A 20,028-nucleotide genomic window follows, 5' to 3' on the forward strand; every position below is an offset into this window, starting at 1 on the left:
CGATTCGGCATTCCCCGGCACCCCACCATGCCAAGCCGGCCGCCGTTTGGGCAGGGTCGTGCTACCTCGATCGCCGGGGACCTTCGGCCGGCTCGTTGGCCACGACGACGCCACCGAAGACGGCCAGCCCGTGCACCTTCAGGATCGGCGCATCGGCCGGCAGCACCTTGTCCCCGTGGGTTCGGTCGTCGAACCCGCCGAAGATCGGTCTGCCGGACAGCGCCAGCCGCCATCGCCTCGGGACCAGGACCTCCACGCCGCCGAAGACAGCGACGGTGTCGACGGTCGCCTCGTCGTCGATGTGAGCCTCCCGCAGGTCCAGAGTGACCGCGCCGAACACCGCCGTCGCGTCGGCCCTGGCCAGATGCTGGGAGACATCCTTGGTTCTGGTCCCCCCGAACAGAGCGACCGAGCTGCCTTCGCGGGCGCGGGCGCCAGTCTTCCGGCACAGACCGAACCCCAGGGCAATACCGAGGACGACGCTCCAGGCGAGGACGATCGGACGTAACCACTTCATGGCTGACTCCTTCAGAGGCGTTCGGGAAACATCTCGATCGCGCCGCTCGGGCACTCGGCCGCACACAATCCACAGCCCTTGCAGAAGTCGAGATCGATCTCGTACCGGCCCGGGCCGAGCTTGATCACGGCGTTGTCGGGACACACGCTGAAGCAGTTGTCGCACTCGAGACAGTTGCCGCACGACATGCAGCGCCGAGCCTCGAACAACGCCGTCGACGCATCCAGCCCACCGGTCACCTCGTCGAAGGTGGCGATCCGCCGAGCGAGATCCAGCCTGGGCCGCACGGTGGCCGGCGCGTCCGCGTAGTACCAGGTGTTCAACCGGTCGTAGGTGGCCAGCTCGTGACGGGCGGCCCGCTCGTCCGCAGTACCGCGGAGCCAGGCGTCGATGCTGCGCGCCGCCTTCTTGCCGTGACCGACGGCGACTGTGACCGTGCGCTCGGACGGCACCATGTCGCCGCCGGCGAACAAGCCTGGATGCCCGGTCATCAGGTCCTTGCCGACCTGTACGACACCGTCGGCGATCGTCACGTCCTCGAGGTCCTCGACCAGGGTGAGATCGGACAGTTGGCCGAGTGCGAGCACGACCGAGTCGGCGGCGAGTTCCTCGAACTCTCCGGTCGGCTGGGGGAAGCCCGTCTCGTCGAGCTTCATCTTCTCGATCTTGATCTGCCCGGCCCCGGCGTAGGCGATGGTCGACAGCCAGCGCATCCGGATGCCCTCCTCCAGGGCCTCCTTCACCTCGATGTCGTGCGCGGGCATCCGGTCCCTGGTCCGCCGGTAGACCACCACAGCGTCGGTGGCGCCGAGGCGACGTGCTGTCCGGGCCACGTCCAGCGCGGTGTTGCCGCCGCCGTACACAGCGACCCGGCGGCCGAGCAGCGGCTGCTCGCCTTCCTCGAGGCCCGCCAGGACGGACACCGCGTCGAGGATGTGCGCGGAGTCGCCGGCCGGGATGTCGGCACGCCGGCCGAGGTGAGCGCCGACGGCCAAGAACACGGCGTCGAAGGAAGACAGCGCGACCTCGAGATCGGTGACGGTGGTGCCCAGCTCGAGCCGCACGCCCAGGTCGACGATCCGCTGGATCTCCGCATCGACCACCTCGCGTGGCAACCGGTACGCCGGGATGCCGTACCGCATCATGCCGCCCGCCTCCGGGCAACTGTCGCGAACAGTGACCTGATGCCCGAGCAGGGTGAGGTGATAGGCAACGGCCAGTCCGGACGGCCCGGCGCCGACGACCAGCACCTGCTTGCCGGTCGGCTCGGCCTCCACCGGCACGGTCCAGCCCTGCTCGATCGCCTCGTCGCCCAGGAACCTTTCGACCGAGTTGATGCCGACGGCCTCGTCCAGAGTGGCGCGGTTGCAGGCTGTCTCACAGGGCCGATAGCAGACCCGGCCCATGATCGCCGGGAACGGGTTGTCCGCCATGATCTGCCGCCAGGCGGCCTCGTAACCGGCCTCCTCGGCGTGATGCAGCCACTGCTGGATGTTCTCGCCGGCCGGGCAGGCGTCGTTGCACGGCGGCAACCGGTCGACGTACGCCGGTACCTCGGTACGCCAGGAACCCGTCTTGTTCGCCAGGCTCGATCCGACGTCGAGCGTGATCGCGAACGGGAGCGGACCGTGCTTGCTTGCCTCGGACATCTAACTCACCCCTCCATCAATCGACACCGCGGGTCGACCAGCCCGAAACCGCGGACGTTGCGGTCCGCCTCGGCCTGGATCCTGGCGATGACGTCCTCACGGGGCGCCGCGCCGAACAGATGGGCGTACCGGCCCTGCGGCTCGAGATAGTCGGACACCGGCCTGCGCTTGCGGATCTTCGAGACACCGACCACCTCGCCGTCCTCGGCCTCGAACACCGGGAAGATGCCGGTCTCGGTGGCCAGGCGGGCGATCTGGATGGTCTGGTTCGACGCGGTCCGCCAGCCCAACGGGCACGGGACCAGCACGTGCAGGTACCGCGCGCCGCGGAACTCCATGGCGCGTTTCGCCTTGTACTCCAGGTCGCGAAGGTCGGCCACCGTCGCGGTCGCGACGTACGGGATCCGGTGTGCCATCGCGATCAGGGGCAGGCTCTTGCCCTGGCCGAAGTTGTTGCCCGGCTCGGGACCCACCGCAGGGGTGGTCGTGGTCGCAGCGGCGTGTGGGGTGGCTCCCGAGCGCTGGACGCCGGTGTTCATGTAGCCGCCGTTGTCGTAGCAGATGTAGAGCACGTCGTCGTTGCGCTCGAACATCCCTGACAGGCAGGCGAGACCGATGTCGACCGTTCCGCCGTCACCGCCCTGCCCGACGACCCGGACGTCTGTCCGGCCTTTCGCCTTGAGCGCGGCGGCGACACCGGTCGCGACAGCGGGCGCGTTGCCGAAGAGGGAGTGCAACCATGGCACCTGCCAGGCGGTCTCCGGGTACGGCGTGGAGAACACCTCCAGGCAGCCGGTCGCGTTGACCGCGACCATCTGGTTGCCGGTGGCTCGCATCACCGCGTCGAGGGCATATCTCGCGCCGAGCGCCTCGCCGCAACCCTGGCACGCGCGGTGCCCGGAGTTGAGCGAGTTCGTGCGCTGCACGTCGGCCTGGACCGAACCCTGATCGGGATCCAGCAGTCGGTTGCCGGCCGCGTAGCTGCCGATCTGGTAGAACCTGATGCGTTGCTGTGTCATGGCCTTGTCCTCTCAGCCGATCCGCGATCCGACCGCGCCGAGGTCGCGCAGCAGGTTCTCGGCCGCGGGCCCCGAGCGACGGGTCGCCCTGGTCCGCTGGAGTTCGCGCTCGACCAGCTCGCGGTTGAGGTCGAGGAACGTCAGCGGTTCCAGCCGATCGGCGACCGCATCGGCCAAGAGCCTCCGCAGCGACGCATTGGTGATCGCCCGTCCGCCGAGACCGGCGATGACGGTGTAGCCGTGCAGCGAGATACCCGACAGCGCCATCCTCACGTTGGCCGCCACGATCCCGCCGATACCGACGGCGAGCGCCCGCTCCAGTACGACGACCCGCCGCGCGCCGGCCAGCGCAGTACGAACCGCATCCAGGGGGAAGGGCCGGAACGAGGTCAACCCGAGGGCGCCGATCTTCACTCCCTCGTCCCGCAGTTCGTCGACGGTGTCCTTGATCGTGCCGAGCACCGAGCCGAGGGCGACCACGATGGTCTCGGCGTCTTCGCACCGGTACGGGCGGACCAGTCCGCCGGAGTCGCGCCCGAACGCCGCCCGGAAGTCCGCGGCGACGGCGGGGATCAACTCCAGGGCCTGCATCTGCTTGTCGTGGGCCAGATACCGCACCTCGGTGAACGCGTCCGGTCCCACCATGGCGCCGATGGAGATCGGGTCGTCCGGATCGAGCAGTTGCCGCGGTTCGTACGGCGGCAGGAACGCGTCCACCTGCTCCGCCGACGGTACGTCGACCCGCTCGACCGCGTGGGTGAGGACGAACCCGTCCATGCACACCATCACCGGCAAGGACAGCTCCTCCGCGATCCTGAAAGCCTGGATGTGGAGATCCAGCGCCTCCTGGTTCGTCTCGGCGTACAGCTGGATCCAGCCCGAGTCACGCTGCGACATCGAGTCGCTGTGGTCGTTCCAGATGTTGATCGGCGCGCCGATCGCCCGGTTGGCCACGGTCATCACGATCGGCAGGCCCAGTCCGGACGCGTTGTAGAGCGGCTCTGCCATGTAGAGCAGACCTTGACTCGCTGTCGCGGTGTAGGAGCGGGCGCCGGTCGCGGAGGCACCGATGGCCACCGACATCGCGGCGAACTCCGACTCCACGTTGACGAACTCGCACGGCGCCAGCTCACCGGACTTCACCAGCGAGCTGAGCGCCTCGACGATGTGGGTCTGCGGCGAGATCGGATAGGCGCAGATCACCTCGGGCCGGCACAGCGCGACCGCCTCCGCCACCCCACGCGAACCTTCAATTTGTCTGAGCACGAGCCGGCTCCTCGATCTGTGAACGGACCTTGTGATAGGCCGCGGTGGCCGCGGCGACGTTGCCAGCGGCAACGGTCCCGGTGAATCGTTCCTCGATGGCCCGCAGCACGGACGCGAGCTGGACCTGACCGGTGAGCGCCGCGAAGGCCCCCAGCAGTACTGCGCCCGGCAGTGGGCGACCCAGGTGCGTCAAGGCGAGCTCGGTGGCGGGCACGGTCACGACGCGGTCCGGGCCCAACTGCTGGACGAAGGCGCCCAGGCCCAGCTCTGCCAGGCTGCGCGAGGTGTTGATCAACAGGTAGCCGCCCGGATCCAGGCCTTCGAAGACGTCGACCTGGTGGAGCAGCGTCGCGTCCTGGATGATCACGGCATCGGGCCGGGCGACCGGTTCGTGGGTCCGGATCGGACGGTCGTCGATCCGGCAGAAGCCGACGACAGGCGCGCCGGTGCGCTCGGACCCGAACGTCGGGAACGCCTGCGCCTGCCGCCCTTCGGCGAAAGCGGCGACTGACAGGAGCTCGGCGGTGGTCACCACTCCCTGACCACCGCGCCCGTGGACTCGAACCTGGAACATGGTTTCTCCTCGATCTCAGACAGTGCGCCGGCCGACGTGATCCTGCGGCCGGCTGCCGTCGGTGGGCTCGTTCGCCACCGTGACCCCACCGAAGATGGCGATCGCGTCGACGTTGAGGACCGGCGCGTCAGGTGGCAGGAAGCCGCCGGCCCGCGTCTTGTCGTCGAACCCGCCCAGGAACGGCGTACCGGTCATCGAGACCCGCCAGCCCCGCGGTACCAGGATGTCGACGCCGCCGAACAGCGCGAAGGCGTCCACCGTCGCCGCGTCGTCGATCCGGGCCTCCCGCAGATCGAGGGTGACCCCGCCGAACACAGCGGTCGCGTCGGCCTTCTTCAGGTGCTCGGAGCGATCTGTCACCTTGGTGCCGCCGAACATCGCGAACGAACTGTTGTCCCGGTCGCGCGGATTGCCGTAGCTGCGGCTCAGGCCGAACAACACAGCCAGGCCCAGCACGACGAGCAGGGCAGGGCCGAACAGGTTGTCGGTCGTCCACGACTGCTGGTCCGCGAGCAGCACGAAGCCGAACGCGACGATGATCAACGGTCCGACGGAAACCCGGCGCCGGCCGAACATCGCCACCACGCCCAGCCCGATCACGGCGATCGGCCACCAATCGGCCACCCCACCGATCCCGACCCCGGTCGCTTCAAGGATCCCGATCACACCCAGGGCCAGCAGAACCAGCCCGATCCACATCCGTACAGGTGTCATGACGAACTCCTTCCCTTCCCCTCCACGCTCGCGTCGCCCTCGTACTCCGGGCAGGGCCGAAGGTCCCGGCCGGCACAGGATCCGACCCGTCCTCAGCAGGCGAGGATCTGCAGCCGCCATCGCCCGTCGCTGCCGGCAACCGCGAGGGACGAGTTCGTCCGGCATGTTCACCGTCCGTTGGTGATCGTGATCGGCATGCTGGTGAGGGCACACTCGATCCAGGTCTGGCCGGGGGTGAGCAGCAGTGGTTTGCCGTCGGCTGTGGTGAACGTGAACGGGTCGTTGACGTCGCCCTTGGTCCACCGGCCGTCGACGACCTTGTCGCCGGTGAACAGCTGGAGGGTGCCGGAGGCGTCGAAGACGTCCAGGATCGTCATGCTGGGCCTGGCCTTGGCGAAGCTGGTGTCCCGCGCGGCGCTCAGCACGATGACGTTGTCCGCGGCAACCTGTCCGTCGTTCTCGATCAGGTGCGGGGACCACTTCTCGGCCCGCGTCCAACGCCGGCTACCGGGCGCGTAGGTCCAGGTCGCCGTTGCCGCTCCTCCGTAGCCGATCGTCACCGCGCCGGCCGGCTTGCCGATGAGCTGAGCAGTCGACCGATCGAGCCCGCTCGCGTAGGCGAAGTACGGTGTGGGCGGCTCGGTTCTGCCGCTCAAGCTCAGCAGCTCGGCAGGCCGCGCGAAAACGTGGTTCGGAGCCCGCCTGCTGTCATCCAGCCGGTAGGTCCCGGCTGGCACCCGCAGCGTTCCGAGATTCGCGAGGTCAGCGACTCCATCGACGTAGTCGAGCACCCACCTGTCCGCCATCGTGTTCGCGATCACGCCTTTGGTCGGGCCGATCAGCGCGGCATCCATCGGCCGCAGCGAGCGCACCGGACCGACCTGGGCAGGCAGCTTGGAATGGAAGATCGCCGCCAGCCGGGTGGTCGCCCCGGTGATCGGCTCGACGAACACGATGTCCGCATCGCCGAGTCCGCGGTGCGGATGCGCGTCCGGCGTGTTCGAGATCTTGACCGTGACGGCAGGGCGGTCCAGGGCGTTCTCGATCGGAATACCGGTCAAGGGCGCGCGGCCGTCCATGCTCACGGCACCATCACCGTCGATGGCCGGCGCTGTCGGCGTCGGCGGCGTACCGGACGGTGGTGCCGTCTCACCGCCTCGCAGCGTAGAGACGCCGACAACACCGCCCACAATCAGGCAGACCAATGCGGCAGCGAGCACGATGCGCCCGCGACCAGTAGAGACAAGCTTCGCCATCTTCTGCCGGGCGGTCATCGACGTCCCTCCGTCTGTTCCTTCTACGGCCCAAACATCTCTCCGCCGCCCGCCCCGGGCATGAACCCGAAGTCCCGACATCCCAGCCGAAAGACCCCTTTCGCGGCGGACCTACGCAGTCCGGCCGACTCGGGACTTCCGGCCCTCGGTCGGGGCGACCACTCCGGCCGATCGTGGCCTGCCCTTCAGTGAAGTCAGGTTCGCAACTACCGATGGCTCGCCCTCGCCGGTTGGTACATCCCGTCGAGGAACGGCGCCGCCGTCGTACTGCTGCATGGGGCGGGATCAACCAGATCGAGCGTCCTCGAGCATGCCGTCGTGCTGGCGCGCCACGGGTACGGCGTGCTCCTCCCCGATGCCCGAGGCCACGGTCGCAGCGAAGGCCGCGCGATGGACTTCGGCTGGTACGGCGACCAGGACGTCACCGCGGCCGTGTCCTTCCTCCAGGCCCAGCCGGCCGTGAACGACGAGTTGATCGCCGCCGTCGGCCTGTCCATGGGAGGTGAGGAGGCGATCGGCGCCGCTGCTCGTGATCAGCGGATCCGGGCTGTCGTCGCCGAGGGTGCGACCAACCGAGTCAGCGCCGACAAGGCCTGGCTGTCGGACGAGTTCGGCTGGCGCGGCACACTGCAGGAAGGTCTGGAGCGGCTGACCTACGGCATCACCGACCTCCTCACCGTCGCTGATCAACCGATCGCACTGCGTGATGCCGTCGCGGCATCCGCGCCTCGTCCGGTTCTGCTCATCGCCGGTGGCGACCGGGCCGACGAGGGCCACGCGGGCCGCTACATCCAGTCGGCCGCGCCCGGCACCGTCGATCTGTGGATCGTCCCCGGCACCGGCCACACCGACGCGCTCGACACCCACCCCGCCCAGTGGGAACACCGTGTCACCGCCTTCCTGGCCGACGCCCTCCACCTCGACGAACAGAACGGCCTGCGCTGACCGAGGGACGTTCGGCCCCGGTGGCTGGAGGCGGATGGCTCTGCTCCTGGCGGGTACCGATCCGCTGGGATGGAAATCCGCGTTACACAACCGGAGGCGACCCATGACGAGCGAGAACGAGCGGACCGGGGGCAGTCCCGCCGCGACCGGCGGTGACCTGGCCCGACGGGTTCGGCGGCGCCGTGGCGCGCTCGGTCTCAGTCGCGAGGAGGTGGCGGCCCTGGCGCGGATGGAGCCGACCTACCTGGATCGGGTCGAGAGCGCGCCAGTGGCGATGACGGCGGGTGCTCTCATCCGGTTGGCCGACGCGCTCGACACCAGCGTCAGCGATCTGCTGGGGTCGCAGCCGAACCGCCCTCCGGGCCACGGCCGCGCCGCTGTGCACCCGGTCCTGGACGACATGCGGGAGCAGGAGTGCCGGCAGTTGATCGAGGCCGGTGGCGTCGGGCGGGTCGCCTTCGAGCTCGCCGGCCGGCTGAGCGTCGTACCGGTCAACTTCGAGATCCACGATGGTTCAGTGGTCTTCCGTACTGCGCCGACGACGGCGATCGGGCGCTACGGCACCGGCCGGGTGGCCTTCGAGATCGACCGGATCGACGAAGGCATGCACGAGGGCTGGAGCGTCCTGATCTCAGGAACGGCCAGGCAGGCCGGGCCCGAGGAGTCAGAGAAGCTGCGCGAAGCACTGAGCGTCGAGCCGTGGGCCGGCGGAGAGCGTGAGGTCTACATCGTGATCACACCGGAGCAGGTCCATGGACACCGCATCCGCGCGTGGTGAAGGTCCGGCCGAGCTCAGGACCTTCGACCCTGGTGCATCACCCAGCCGATCGGCAAGCCTGGTAGATCTGATGACAACTCACTCAGTGCGGCGGACGTTGTTTGGTGCGTTCGACCGCGTAGACGGCCGCCTCGGTGCGGCGCTCCACCCCCAACTTGCGGAGCAGTCCGGACACGTAGTTCTTCACCGTCTTCTCCGCCAGGAACATGAGCTGCGCGATCTGCCGGTTGGTCTTGCCCTCGGCGATCAGGTCGAGGATCTTGCGTTCCTGCTCGGTCAGCGACTTGTACCGCGGGTCGTCGTCCTCCTCGGCCGGATGCCGCAGCCGCTCCAGCACCGCGGTCGTCATCGCGGGGTCGAGCAACGACTCCCCCGCCGCCAGCCGTCGTACGGCGCCGACCAGGTCGGTACCGCTTACCTGCTTCAGCAGATAGCCGGACGCGCCGGCCATGATCGACGTGAACAGTGCCTCGTCGTCGGAGAACGACGTCAGCATCAGGCACGCGGGCGGCTCGTCCATGGCCGACCGGATGTCCCGGCAGACCGTGATCCCATCGCCGTCGGGCAACCTCACGTCGAGCACGGCCACGTTCGGTCGCAGAGCGGGGATCCGCGCGATCGCGTGCGCCGCTGTCGCCGCTTCGCCGACCACCTCGACGTCCGGCTCGTCCTCCAGCAGCTGTCGCAGCCCACGGCGGACCAACTCGTGGTCGTCGAGCAAGAACACCTTGATCGTCATCTCGTGTCGCTCCCGGGGTCGCAGCCTGTGCTGGAGCCCAGACTAGACCGCAACTTCGTTCGGAAGGGGCAGCGATGACTCCCACACCGCGCCGTTTCGACCACAGCGGGCTGCAGATCCTCGACGACGGCGAGTCGCTGGAGCTGCTCTCGTCCGTGCCGATCGGTCGTCTCGTCTTCACCAAGGGCGGGCTGCCCGCGGTACGGCTGGTGAACTTCGTGCTGGACGGAGACTCGCTCATCTTCGCGACGGCCGACGGCGACAAGTACCGCGCTGCCGAGCGCGGTGACGTGGTCGCCTTCGAGGTGGACGCGGTGGACGAGGACAGGCATCTGGGCTGGACCGTGACGGCCGCCGGGCACCTCTCGGTGATCGATCCCGACGAGGCGGAGTCGCTCAGGCACGGGCTTCCGCTCCGACCTTGGGCGCCACAGCACGACAGCTACCTGATCCGCCTCGGCATCGAGTCATTGGAGGGACGCCGTCTGGTCCCCTGGGCCCAGCGACCCCACGACCAGGCCGCCGGGAAAGGGGCGGGGTGAGCTCCGGCGGCTGACCGGGAGGAACGACCGCGAGCGATCTCGCCCCACCGCTCAACGGGAGGGTCACAGCTCGAGTTCGTGCTCGCGGAGCCGGGCGCGGGCATCGTCGAACTGCTCCCGGTCGATCTCTCCCGCGCGTACCGCCGCTCCAGGATGTCCAGCGGTGACGGCAGTGGCCGGGCCGCAGGTCGCCTGGACCTGATGAGGTGCACGCCGAGTGCGAGTGCGGCCGCCACTGCCAGGGACCAGATGAACAGGGCCAGGAAGATCCACAGGGCGTCCTGGCCCCCTCCGTTCATCATCATGTCGCCCTCCGCGGCTGTACTGCGGGGTCGGTCGAACCCGTCCCACGGGGTTCGAAGCGGGCCGCCAGACTCGCACCCCAGGCGCGAGCACGATCGAGCTCGCCTTCACTCAACGGACCCGCCGAGTCCTCGACGTAGAAGCTGACCGATTCCGCGACCACCCCGACACCTCGCCGGCGCAGTACCTTGGCGGCGGCCTTGGCCGCTGAGCCGGGCAGCTTCCGGACTTTGGTGACGCGGGTGTCGAAGGTCGCGAAGATCGCCGTCCCGTCGTCGGGAAGCAACCGGTCGAGCCATTCGCGGATACCGACCTGGCTCGGCATCACCACCGTTCCTTGTGCCGATGCGCTTTCCCGCGTGCCCGGGCGGCTCATGCTGAAGGCATGCGTCGGCCCACCGACGACGAGCAGATCGAGACTGTCGGGCAGCACCTCGGGGGCCCGGTCGACCCGGATCACCTCCGCCTCGACCTTCGATCGAAGCCCTTCGCCGATCGCCTTGGCCACCTGCTCGGTGTTGCCGAACATCGATTCGTACACGACCAGTGCCTGTGCATTCTCGGACATGACTACCCTTTCGCGGTCTGGTGATGGAATTCGGCGGACTCCGTCCGGCTGACGCGCAACCGGCGGACCACCGTCGGGCCGATGGCGACCCAGATCGGGATCAGCAGCCAGATCCGACCGCTGGTGATGTCGTAGTCGGCCAGCAGCACCGACCACGGCTTGTGCTCGACGAAGTGACCGACCACGGCCAGCGCGGCGGCACCGAACCAGCCGGCCGTCCAGGCACGGCGGAACGACTTCATCGAGGTCGTCACGAGTGTTGCTCCTTCAACTGGCGCGATTCCTGCTGGCCGAATTCCTGCCGGAAGGCTTCTACCGCGGTCGGCAGCGTCATGTAGACCCGGTCGGCGCCGAGCCGCTCGAGGAAGCCCGCGGCATCGAGGTCGTCGCGAAGGTCCTGTTTGACCCTGGCCAGGGCGAGGACGATCCCTCGCCCGACGAGCTCCTCGCGCAACGCGTCCAGCGCATCCACCGCGGTGATGTCGATCTCGACGTTCGCCTCGGTGTTCAGCAGCAACCAGCGGACCGGCTCGGGTGAATTGTCGATCGCTGCCATTGCCCGGCGGCGGAAGTCCTCGGCGTTCGCGAAGAACAGCGGCGAGTCGTACCGATAGACGACGAGCCCCGGCACCTCGTGCGCCTGCGGATAGTCGTCCACATCGTGCATACCGGCGATGCCGGGAACGATGCCGAGGATCCCGTCGTGCGGGCGGGCTACCCTGCGGAACAGGTCCAGGACGGAGAGAGCCACCGCCACCAGTACGCCGTACAGAACGCCGAGCGTGACGACGCCGACGCAAGTTGCCAGGGCGAGGATCAACTCGCTCCGGCGGAACCGGCCGAACCGCCGGAACTCGGCGAGATCCACCAGTCGTAGAGCGGCGTAGACAACCAGGGCACCGAGGGCAGCGGTCGGGAACGTCGACAGCAACGGGCCGGCGACGAGCAGGGTGAGGATCACCATCGCGAGGGTCACCAGCGAGTACACCTGGCTCTTCGCACCGGCCGCCGCCGCCACAGCCGTCCGGCTTCCGCTGCTGCTGACCGGAAATCCCTGGAGCGCTCCAGCGGTGAGGTTTGCGGTGCCGAGGGCAAGGAGTTCGGCGTCTGCGTCGATGCGCTCCCGATGCTTCGCGAAGGCGCGTCCAGTCAGCACTGTGTCGGTGTAACCGACGAGCGCCACGCCCAACGCCGGCAGGATGAGCATGCGGAGGTCGGCGAGGCCGACCCCGGGCAGCATCGGGGCCGGCAGTCCTGAGGGAACGGTGCCGATCACGGCAACGCCGTGATCGTCCAGGCCGGCGAGAGCGGTGACCACAGCCGCAAGCGCCATCACCAGCAGCGGTGCGGGAAGTTGTGGTTTCCAGTGCGCCGATGCCAGCAGGAGCGCGAGAACGACAGCTGACAGGACAACGGTCGGCAGGTGCCAGGTGCCGATCTGGCGCGCGGCGTTCAGCAATTCGGCGGGCGGACTGTCCCCTTCGACAGTGGTGCCGGTCATCCGTCCGAGTTGCCCGGCGATCATGAGCACCGCGATGCCCGCGAGATAACCGACCAGCACCGGTCTCGACAGGAGGTCGGCGAGAAACCCGAGCCTGACCAGCCAGGCCACGAGGCAGATGACCCCCACCATCAGCGCCAGCGCTGATGCCAGCACCACGTAGCGCTTCGGATCTCCACCGGCCACCGCACCGACAGTGCTGGCAGTCATCAGTGCGGTAGTGGACTCAGGACCGACAGACAACAGTCGCGATGACCCCAGCACGACGTACACGGCCAGCGGCCCGAGGACTGCCCACAGACCGGTCACCGCCGGCAGCCCCGCCAGCTGGGCATAAGCCATGGCCTGCGGAACCAAGTAGGCAGCCACCGTCACGCCGGCGATCACATCGGCGCGTAGCCAGCTCGGCTGGTAGTTCCGCAGGCCGTTGAGGCCAGGCGCGATCATGAGCGATCAGTACGTCGGTACTACGACGTCGGTGGCGGGCTGGACCTGGCGAGCACGCTGATCGCGTTCCTTCGCGGTCACGTGATGCGGCACGATCGCAACCGGGCAAGCCATCGCGGCGACAGCGCGACGCGTGACGGGATCGCCGACCGGCAACAGCCCAGCGCGGGCGCCAAGGACGACCAGGCCGACCTCGGCGCCTTCGTGCACCAGCGCCTCGACCACCGGGCGGGCGGTCAGGAAGCGGGTCACCTTGACCTCGGGGTACTCGTCGGTCCAGCCTGCCAGAGTTTCGGAGACGGTCAGGTCCGCCCGCCGGACCCAGGAGTGCTCGACCCCGGCGCGGTCCGGGTCATGCCGCGGTGCGTGCTGTGCGTGCACCACGGTCAGGTCGCCCTCGCGGTCCGCGGCGGTCCGGAAGGCGAACTCGACCGCCTCCAGCGACAGCGGTGTCCCATCGATGCCTACGGCAACCCTTCGGTCGATCACGGATGGTTTCCAGGTCAGCGGGACGACGATCACCGGGCAGCCGGTTCGTGCGGTCAGGAAGATGTTGCCCTGCGCGGCGACGAGCCGGTGCGGGCCCCGGGTGCGGCTTCGGCCGACCACGAGAAGACGAGCGTGCCGGGCGATCTGCGGCAGGACCTTCAACCGCGACCCCTCCTCCGACACCGCCGTGACCGCCAGGCCGTAGCCGTAGTGATGCCGCACGTGCGCGACGGCCACCCGGAGGCTCGCGTCGGCGAACTCCGCGGGAGGCTTCGGCTGATAGCCCGGCGCCATCGCGTTGAACGAGCTGTGCGCCTGATACGGCGCGGCGATCACCAGCTCGGCGCCGGAACGGATCGCCTCCAGCGCGGCATAGTCCACGACGTGGAGCGCTTCGGCGCTGCCGTCGACCTCGACCACCACCGGTCCAGTCCTTGCCCAGGTACCCATGTCGACCCTCCAGTTCTCCTACCTGGAGCGTCTCGCTCGGCTCCGGCGCGCCATCAGTGCCGTCGGGCATCGCTCGACAGGACCGAGGACAGCAGCCCACGGGACCTTCGGCCCGCGGCCGGATACGCTGGTCACTCCCAGCGATCAAGCCAAGTTCCCAACCGCTCATCGTGGCCGTACGGTGGGCGCATGGGTGGACAAGCAGAGGATCACGCAGGGTCGTGGGACGAAGGTGCCCTCGAGTTCAACGGGCTGTCCAGAGTCCGGCTCGACGCCCTGCTGCAGGAGCTGCTCGGCCGGATCGACGAGATCATGGACTCCCAGGAGCGTCTGCGCGCGCTGCTGGACGCGGTCGTCGGCATCGGCGCCGACCTGGACCTGAACAGCACGCTGGACCGCATCGTCACGGCCGCGTGTGAGCTGGTCGGCGCGCGCTACGGCGCTCTCGGGGTGGTCGGTCCCGACGGTAAGCGGCTCGTCCGCTTCATCACCCATGGCGTCAGCGCCGAGGAGATCGCCGCGATCGGTCCTTACCCGGAAGGCCATGGCATCCTCGGTCTGCTGATCGACCATCCCACGTCCCTGCGGCTGACCGACCTCACCGAGCACCCACGATCGTTCGGCTTCCCGCCCAACCATCCTCCGATGCGGAGCTTTCTCGGCGTTCCGATCCGTACCCGCGACCACGCCTTCGGCAACCTGTACCTGACCGAGAAGGCGGAGGGCGCCGCTTTCACCGAGGACGACGAACGGACCGTGGCCGCGCTCGCGACCGCGGCCGGCGTCGTGATCGACAACGCCCGGCTGTATGCCGACACCGAGCGCCGCCGTCGCTGGCACGAGGTGACCGCAGAGATCACCCAGCTGATGCTGACCGACTTCGATCCCCAGCAGGCGCTGCACCTCATCGCGACCCGGGCACGCGAGGTGTCCGGCTCGGTTCTCGGTGCCGTCCTGCTGCTGGACGACGGCGAGCTCGTCATCGAGGTGATCGACGGACCGCCCGCCTTCACGCAGTACATCGGCCGACGGATTCCCGCCGGATGGCCGATCCTCAGCGACGTCCTGGACGGCGACGAGCAGGTGGTGGTCGAGAACCTGGCTCAGCTCGCCAAAGAGACCGGCCAGCTCAGCGAGGTGCCCGAGCTCGAGGAACTGGGCCGCACGATTCTCGCGCCGCTCCCCGCGGGGCCGCGCAGTACGGGCGGGATCCTGATGGTCGCGGCGGCCCAGGGGACCGTGCTGGCCGTGACGGCCGGGACCGACCTGGTCCGGATGTTCGCCAACCAGGCGACGCTGGCTCTGGACCGCGCACAGGCGCAGCGGGATCAATCCGTGCTGGCGGTGCTGGAGGATCGCGACCGGATCGCCAGGGATCTGCACGACCTGGTCATCCAGCGGCTGTTCGCCACCGGTCTGCAGCTGCAGGGCATGCACAGGATGGTCCGGCCGGAGGTGCAGGAACGGATCAGCCGGGCGGTCGAGGACATCGACGCGACCATCCGCGACCTGCGGGCGGCGATCTTCGAGCTGCACCACCAGCCCGACAAGAAGTCGTTCCGGGCGGACGTCCAGGCGCTGGTCGAGGAGTACACGTCCGCGCTCGGATTCCGGCCCGAGCTGAGCTGCACCGGTCCGCTCGACAGCACCGTGCCGGCCTCCGTGCGACCGCAGATCCTGGCCGCGATCCGGGAGTCGTTGTCGAACGTGGTCCGTCACGCCCAGGCCTCGACCGTCAAGGTAGAAGTGATCGTCACCGGTCAGGACGTCACCGCACGCGTCTCCGACGACGGGGTCGGCATCTCCTCGTCGGATCGGCGAAGCGGCCTGCGCAATCTCGAGGAACGCGCGGCCGCACTAGGTGGCGCCGTACGGCTGGAGTCCAACCAGCCGCACGGCACCGTGCTGGAGTTGCGCGCGCCCCTCATCAACGCGCCCTCCAGCTGATCAGCCATCGTCCGTCGGGACGTGGACGACAGCGACCGGGCAGGGCGCGTGCTGCACGACTCCTCGGGCGACCGACCCGAGCAGTGCGGCGGTGAAGTGGCGCCGGCGGTGTCCACCGACCACGACGAGTTGCGCATCGGCCGACTCCGAAGCCGCGACGATGCCATCCACGGGATGACCGCGTCTGACGTCCACCTCGATCTCGATCTCCGGATACTTCTGCCGCCACTGGTCTGCCACGGCATCGAAGTGCCGCTGGGCGGTCTGGTTCCACTCGTCGCTGACGCCGGCCACGTTCATCGCGTCCCAGCTGTAGATGGACGGCAGGTCCCAGACGTGGAGCATCCGGACCGGCGTGTGCCGTTCGGTCGCCACGGTCAGCGCGAACTCGATCGCCGCCGACGGCTCGTCCGAGTCGTCCAGCGCGACGACAACCGGCCCTGAGTGACTGCCGGGCTTCCATCCCTGCGGTACGACGACCACAGGAACGGCGGCCAGATTCGCCACGGTCTCCGATGTCGAACCGATCAGCAGCCGCTTGAACTTGCCCATCCCCCGCCTACCGACGACCAGCAACTCGCCCTTGGCGGCCAGCTCGGTCAATGTCGTAGCCGATGGGCCGACCACCAGGTCGGCGCGGTGATCCAGGAGATCGTCCTGGCTCTTCATCTTCTGCTGGACCTCTTGGACCAGGTCCATGGCGGCGTCATCGATGACAGTGGGCTGCCAGTACGGCGAGTGCCTCAGCTTCTCCTCGATCACGTGCACCGCCCGGAGCGGGACCCTGCGGAACAGAGATTCCTGCAGGGCCCACTCCAGCGCACCCGTGTCACGCCAGGAGTCGTCGACGCCTACGTGGATGACGGGTTCTCTGGCCATGGTGTCACCGCAGCCAGGGGTACCGACGGACGATGGACAGCCGCGACCACTGCTGACCGAATCCCCAGACGTTGCCAGCAGCAACGAGTGCGAGAGTGATCAGGGTGATGGCGCCGATGATGTGGTCGTCGAGCACCGGGTTGTTCTCCGGAGGCAGGACGGCACTCCACATCATCAGGTAGAGGACGGTGCCGGAGACGGCCGCGATGCGCATCCCGATCCCGAAGGTGAGGGCGAGGCCGATGCCGACCAGCGCGATCATGAACAGCGGGGTGACCCAGAAATCGCCGACCAGGGAGTGGTAGAAGTCCTCGAACGGGCCGGCTGCTCCCTTGCCGAGGAATCCTGCCGTCGGGTCGCCGCCATCGATCCAGCCCTTGCCGGACGGGGTCGCGTAGCCGAGGCCGAAGACCTTGTCCACGAAGGCCCACAGGAACGTCAGGCCGTATGCGATCCGGAGAACGGCCAGCGCACGACCCGCGGCCGTGCTGATCCGCGGCTGCAGATCACCGACGGGCTCCATCACAGGAGTGGGAACGTTGCGCCGGTGCGGTGTGGTGGTCATGGTCTTTCCTTTCGTTTGAGGTGTCACCTTGATGCTGGTGCCGCGAGATAGGCGACCGGCAGAGCCTGTGGTCACGTGCGGAGGTGCCGAACGGCCCCTGTGATCGGGACCGATGCCTGCTGCGGGTCAGAGGTGGATCCCCGAGGCTGGGAGTGCGGCAGCAGTTGCCGCCCATAGCAGGTCGAGGAGGCCCCCATGAACGACGACCAGCTGTCCATGGAAGAGATCGACGTACTGCTCAAGGCCGCGGTGGCGGCGCCGAGCATGCACAACACGCAGCCGTGGCGCTTCGAGGTGAACGGTCACGTGATCGACGTGTTCCTGGACGGCTCCCGTTCGTTGCCGGCCGAGGATCCCACCGGCCGGGCGATGCGGATCGCTGCCGGTGCCGCGACGTTCAACCTGCGCTGCGCTGCCGCGTCGATGGGCTACTCCAGCTGGTTCGGCCTCGCGCCGGATCGGTACGACCCCGACCTGGTTGCGCGTATCGTCCTCGCGCCGACTGACGACCCGGACAAGGATCTTCTCGGTCTGTCGACTCAGATCCCTCGCCGGCACACCAGCCGCGAGCCGCTCCGGCCCGTGCAGCTGACCAGCGAAGACCAGGTCAGCTTGAGCCGGGCAGCGATGGCAGAGGGAGCCGAGCTCAGCTGGCTGCCCGCGCCGGGGATCAAGGCCGTCCTGGATCTGCTGCTCGACACCGACCTCCGCGAGATCGGCGACTGGCACCGCCGCGCCGAACGCGCCCACTGGGTGGGCGGCGATCGAACGACGGACGGCGTACCGAGCTCTGTGCTCGGGCCCAGGTCCAGCAGCTATCCATCGCCGGTACGCGATCTGGGCACCCGGCCCGCGGATCAGACCCGGCCCAGTACCAGCTTCGAGACCGAACCGGCGCTGGCCGTGCTGTCCACCGGTGGAGACACCCGGGCTGACCAGGTCGCCGCCGGCATCGCGCTCGAGCGGGTTCTGCTGACCGCGACCCGCGATGGCCTGAAGGCCTCCTTCCTGAACCAGCCGCTCGAGTTCGACGATCTTCGCCGGACCGTTCAGCAGACCACCGGCAAGCCGGGTTTCGCCCAGATGGTGATCCGCTTCGGACACAGCACGGTGACCGCCACGACGCCGCGGCGCCCGGTCGAAGCCGTTGTTCACCCCCGTACCGAGGAGCTCTGATGACCGACATCCGTGTCCTGCAGGCAGAGATCGCGCGCTGGGAGAAGGATCTTGCCGCCCTCGAGGAAGAGCGCACGGCCGAAGGGTGGACCGAACCGGAGACGCTGCTCTTCATCGTGCAGCGCACGATCGGGACCTATCGCCGCCAGGTTCTCCCCCGGATCACCGCCGAGCGTGCCCTGATGCTGCCCGCCCTGCCGGACAGCCGGGCGGCCGAGGCGTTGACCGAATACAGCGCGATCGTCGCCGACGAGATCAATCAGCTCGTCGACCGGCTCGATGAGTTCAGAAGGGAGCTGGTCCGCTCCGGCCAGACCGCTCAGCTCCAGCTCCAGGCAACGGAGACGCTTGCGGGCCTGCGAGCACTGGGCCGGGTGGTCCTTCGCTTCGGCCAGGAGGTCGAGATCCCGAGCCTGACGGCACGGCTGACGCCCGAGCAGTCCGATCAGCTGACCACGGCCGTCCACGCGTACGAGAAGGACCTCCGATGACGAGCGCGGAGCCGCCCGAGACCGGGTCCGTCGTTCATGGCGAACCCGATGCCAGGCAGGCCTTGGTCGACCGCATCAGCACCGAGCTCGACTGGCTCGCAGTCGCGCCACAGCACCTGGAAAGAGTCCGATTATGGTAGATCATCGCGAACCTCTGCTCACCGCGGACGAGGTCGGCATCCTGGTCAGTTCCGCCGCTACCGCGCCGTCGATGCACAACACCCAGCCATGGCGTTTCGAGGTCAGCGGCCGGGTCGTGGACGTGATCCTCGACGAGGACCGTTCCCTGCCCGCCGAGGACCAGGCCGGCCGGATGATCCTGATCGGGCTCGGCGCGGCGACCTTCAACCTGCGGGTGGCCGCGGCGATGCTCGGCCACGAGACCACCTTCGCCACCCGTCCGGATCCCGATCGGCCCGAGATCGTCACCCGGGTGTTCCTGGGCGGACGACAGGCACCCATGCCCCCGCTGGGCTCTCTCTACGGCGAGCTGCGGCGTCGGCACACCTATCGCGGACCGATGGTCGCGATCGACGTCCAGCCGCGAGTTCTGTCGCTGATCAGAACTGCGGCCCGGGTCGAGGGGGCCGACCTGTGCTGGCTGGATCCCAGCTCCACCAGGGACCTGGTACGGATCCTGCGGGAGGCCGACGAGCTCGACCTGCACGACGAGGACCGGCTGACCGAGCGAGGCCGCTGGATCGGCGGCGACCGCTCGGAGGACGGGGTGCCCGAGAGAGCACTCGGACCGATTCCCGCCAGGCCGGCGGCGTTCCGCGACCTCTCCGCGGGCTTCGACGACCAGCAGCGCAGCGTCGGCGTCTTCGAGCTCGAGCCGAGGATCGCGGTCCTCAGCACCGGGGAGAACCGGCCGTCCGAATGGCTCCGCGCGGGGATGGCACTGCAACACGCGCTCCTGACGGCGACGTCGTACGGTCTGGTCGCGTCCTTCCTCAACCAGGCATTGGAGTACGCCGACCTGAGGTCACGCGTTCAGAACCTGGTCGACCGGAACGCCCGGCCGCAGATGATCATCCGGATCGGCTTCCCCGCCATGACGGGTGCGGACACCCCGCGGAGACCCTGGCAGCAGACCTTGGCGGAATGGGAGTGACACAGGCGGGAGCCAGGAACCCAGCACCGTGCCGAGCCCCACCGCGCCGGCACGGTCCGGATCGAGGAGGACCGGCCCGCC

At 68.7% G+C, this 20,028-nt stretch carries 22 protein-coding genes; 8 read left to right on the forward strand and 14 right to left on the reverse strand.

What is annotated here, in order from left to right; translation table 11 throughout:
• Positions 1-61 precede the first annotated feature (61 nt).
• From EV644_RS15160 to EV644_RS15190, 7 genes are all read right to left on the reverse strand, one after another.
• Positions 62-517 (reverse strand): LiaF domain-containing protein, encoded by a 456-nt coding sequence (locus EV644_RS15160; protein ID WP_132188882.1) that lies wholly within the window; start codon positions 515-517, stop codon positions 62-64.
• 11 nt (positions 518-528) lie between these two features.
• Complete coding sequence (locus tag EV644_RS15165; RefSeq protein WP_132188883.1) at positions 529-2,166, reverse strand: NAD(P)-binding protein; 1,638 nt, start codon at positions 2,164-2,166, stop codon at positions 529-531.
• 5 nt (positions 2,167-2,171) lie between these two features.
• Positions 2,172-3,185, reverse strand: coding sequence for a thiamine pyrophosphate-dependent enzyme (locus EV644_RS15170; protein WP_132188884.1), 1,014 nt, complete (start codon positions 3,183-3,185; stop codon positions 2,172-2,174).
• A 12-nt stretch (positions 3,186-3,197) separates the two neighbouring features.
• Positions 3,198-4,451 carry a transketolase C-terminal domain-containing protein gene (locus EV644_RS15175; RefSeq protein ID WP_132188885.1) on the reverse strand — a complete coding sequence of 418 codons (1,254 nt, stop codon included), beginning with the start codon at positions 4,449-4,451 and terminating at the stop codon, positions 3,198-3,200.
• The gene (locus tag EV644_RS15180; protein ID WP_132188886.1) at positions 4,435-5,025 is read right to left on the reverse strand and encodes a 2-oxoacid:acceptor oxidoreductase family protein; all 591 of its coding nucleotides are present in this window, start codon (positions 5,023-5,025) and stop codon (positions 4,435-4,437) included. Before EV644_RS15180 ends, EV644_RS15175 begins: the two co-directional genes overlap by 17 nt.
• 15 nt (positions 5,026-5,040) lie before the next feature.
• Positions 5,041-5,739, reverse strand: a complete 699-nt coding sequence (locus EV644_RS15185) for a LiaF transmembrane domain-containing protein (RefSeq protein WP_132188887.1) — start codon at positions 5,737-5,739, stop codon at positions 5,041-5,043.
• A gap of 167 nt (positions 5,740-5,906) precedes the next feature.
• Entirely contained in the window at positions 5,907-7,013 is a 1,107-nt protein-coding gene (locus tag EV644_RS15190; RefSeq protein ID WP_158292832.1) for a DUF3048 domain-containing protein, read from the reverse strand.
• 237 nt (positions 7,014-7,250) lie between these two features.
• On the opposite strand from EV644_RS15190, the gene EV644_RS15195 reads away from it, so the two are divergent.
• Entirely contained in the window at positions 7,251-7,958 is a 708-nt protein-coding gene (locus EV644_RS15195) for an alpha/beta hydrolase (protein WP_132188889.1), read from the forward strand.
• Between the two features lie 103 nt (positions 7,959-8,061).
• Positions 8,062-8,736: a helix-turn-helix domain-containing protein gene (locus EV644_RS15200; RefSeq protein WP_132188890.1), complete on the forward strand. Its 675-nt coding sequence runs from the start codon at positions 8,062-8,064 to the stop codon at positions 8,734-8,736.
• A gap of 82 nt (positions 8,737-8,818) precedes the next feature.
• Here EV644_RS15200 and EV644_RS15205 read toward each other — a convergent pair whose 3' ends face one another.
• A complete protein-coding gene (locus EV644_RS15205) occupies positions 8,819-9,475 on the reverse strand; it encodes a response regulator (protein ID WP_132188891.1) in 657 nt (218 codons plus the stop codon).
• Positions 9,476-9,549: 74 nt separating this feature from the next.
• Here EV644_RS15205 and EV644_RS15210 point away from each other — a divergent pair, with 74 nt between their 5' ends.
• On the forward strand, positions 9,550-10,017 hold the full coding sequence (locus EV644_RS15210) for a pyridoxamine 5'-phosphate oxidase family protein (protein ID WP_132188892.1): 468 nt from the start codon (positions 9,550-9,552) through the stop codon (positions 10,015-10,017).
• 301 nt (positions 10,018-10,318) lie between these two features.
• Here the strand turns inward: EV644_RS15210 and EV644_RS15215 are convergent, their stop codons facing one another.
• Genes EV644_RS15215 through EV644_RS15230 form a run of 4 tightly spaced genes read right to left on the reverse strand, consistent with a single transcriptional unit; the run spans position 10,319 to position 13,775 of the window.
• Entirely contained in the window at positions 10,319-10,888 is a 570-nt protein-coding gene (locus tag EV644_RS15215) for a flavodoxin family protein (protein WP_199239820.1), read from the reverse strand.
• 2 nt (positions 10,889-10,890) lie between these two features.
• Positions 10,891-11,142 carry a hypothetical protein gene (locus EV644_RS15220; protein ID WP_132188893.1) on the reverse strand — a complete coding sequence of 84 codons (252 nt, stop codon included), beginning with the start codon at positions 11,140-11,142 and terminating at the stop codon, positions 10,891-10,893.
• A complete protein-coding gene (locus EV644_RS15225) occupies positions 11,139-12,836 on the reverse strand; it encodes a SulP family inorganic anion transporter (RefSeq protein WP_132188894.1) in 1,698 nt (565 codons plus the stop codon). The genes EV644_RS15220 and EV644_RS15225 overlap by 4 nt, the downstream gene beginning before the upstream one ends.
• 6 nt (positions 12,837-12,842) lie before the next feature.
• Positions 12,843-13,775, reverse strand: coding sequence for a universal stress protein (locus tag EV644_RS15230; protein WP_132188895.1), 933 nt, complete (start codon positions 13,773-13,775; stop codon positions 12,843-12,845).
• A gap of 189 nt (positions 13,776-13,964) precedes the next feature.
• On the opposite strand from EV644_RS15230, the gene EV644_RS15235 reads away from it, so the two are divergent.
• Positions 13,965-15,722: a sensor histidine kinase gene (locus EV644_RS15235; protein WP_132188896.1), complete on the forward strand. Its 1,758-nt coding sequence runs from the start codon at positions 13,965-13,967 to the stop codon at positions 15,720-15,722.
• Here EV644_RS15235 and EV644_RS45315 read toward each other — a convergent pair whose 3' ends face one another.
• Entirely contained in the window at positions 15,723-16,601 is an 879-nt protein-coding gene (locus tag EV644_RS45315) for a universal stress protein (protein WP_199239821.1), read from the reverse strand.
• Positions 16,602-16,605: 4 nt separating this feature from the next.
• Positions 16,606-17,166 (reverse strand): hypothetical protein, encoded by a 561-nt coding sequence (locus tag EV644_RS15245; protein WP_132188897.1) that lies wholly within the window; start codon positions 17,164-17,166, stop codon positions 16,606-16,608.
• 195 nt (positions 17,167-17,361) lie between these two features.
• On the opposite strand from EV644_RS15245, the gene EV644_RS15250 reads away from it, so the two are divergent.
• Genes EV644_RS15250 through EV644_RS15260 form a run of 4 tightly spaced genes read left to right on the forward strand, consistent with a single transcriptional unit; the run spans position 17,362 to position 19,947 of the window.
• Positions 17,362-18,342 carry an Acg family FMN-binding oxidoreductase gene (locus EV644_RS15250; protein WP_132188898.1) on the forward strand — a complete coding sequence of 327 codons (981 nt, stop codon included), beginning with the start codon at positions 17,362-17,364 and terminating at the stop codon, positions 18,340-18,342.
• Complete coding sequence (locus tag EV644_RS15255) at positions 18,342-18,833, forward strand: hypothetical protein (RefSeq protein WP_132188899.1); 492 nt, start codon at positions 18,342-18,344, stop codon at positions 18,831-18,833. Before EV644_RS15250 ends, EV644_RS15255 begins: the two co-directional genes overlap by 1 nt.
• Positions 18,830-18,973, forward strand: a complete 144-nt coding sequence (locus tag EV644_RS44540; RefSeq protein ID WP_158292833.1) for a hypothetical protein — start codon at positions 18,830-18,832, stop codon at positions 18,971-18,973. Before EV644_RS15255 ends, EV644_RS44540 begins: the two co-directional genes overlap by 4 nt.
• Positions 18,967-19,947 (forward strand): Acg family FMN-binding oxidoreductase, encoded by a 981-nt coding sequence (locus EV644_RS15260; protein WP_132188900.1) that lies wholly within the window; start codon positions 18,967-18,969, stop codon positions 19,945-19,947. The genes EV644_RS44540 and EV644_RS15260 overlap by 7 nt, the downstream gene beginning before the upstream one ends.
• Positions 19,948-20,028: the final 81 nt, after the last annotated feature.

Origin of the sequence: Kribbella orskensis, from assembly GCF_004342085.1 — a bacterium.
Lineage (GTDB): Bacteria > Actinomycetota > Actinomycetes > Propionibacteriales > Kribbellaceae > Kribbella > Kribbella orskensis.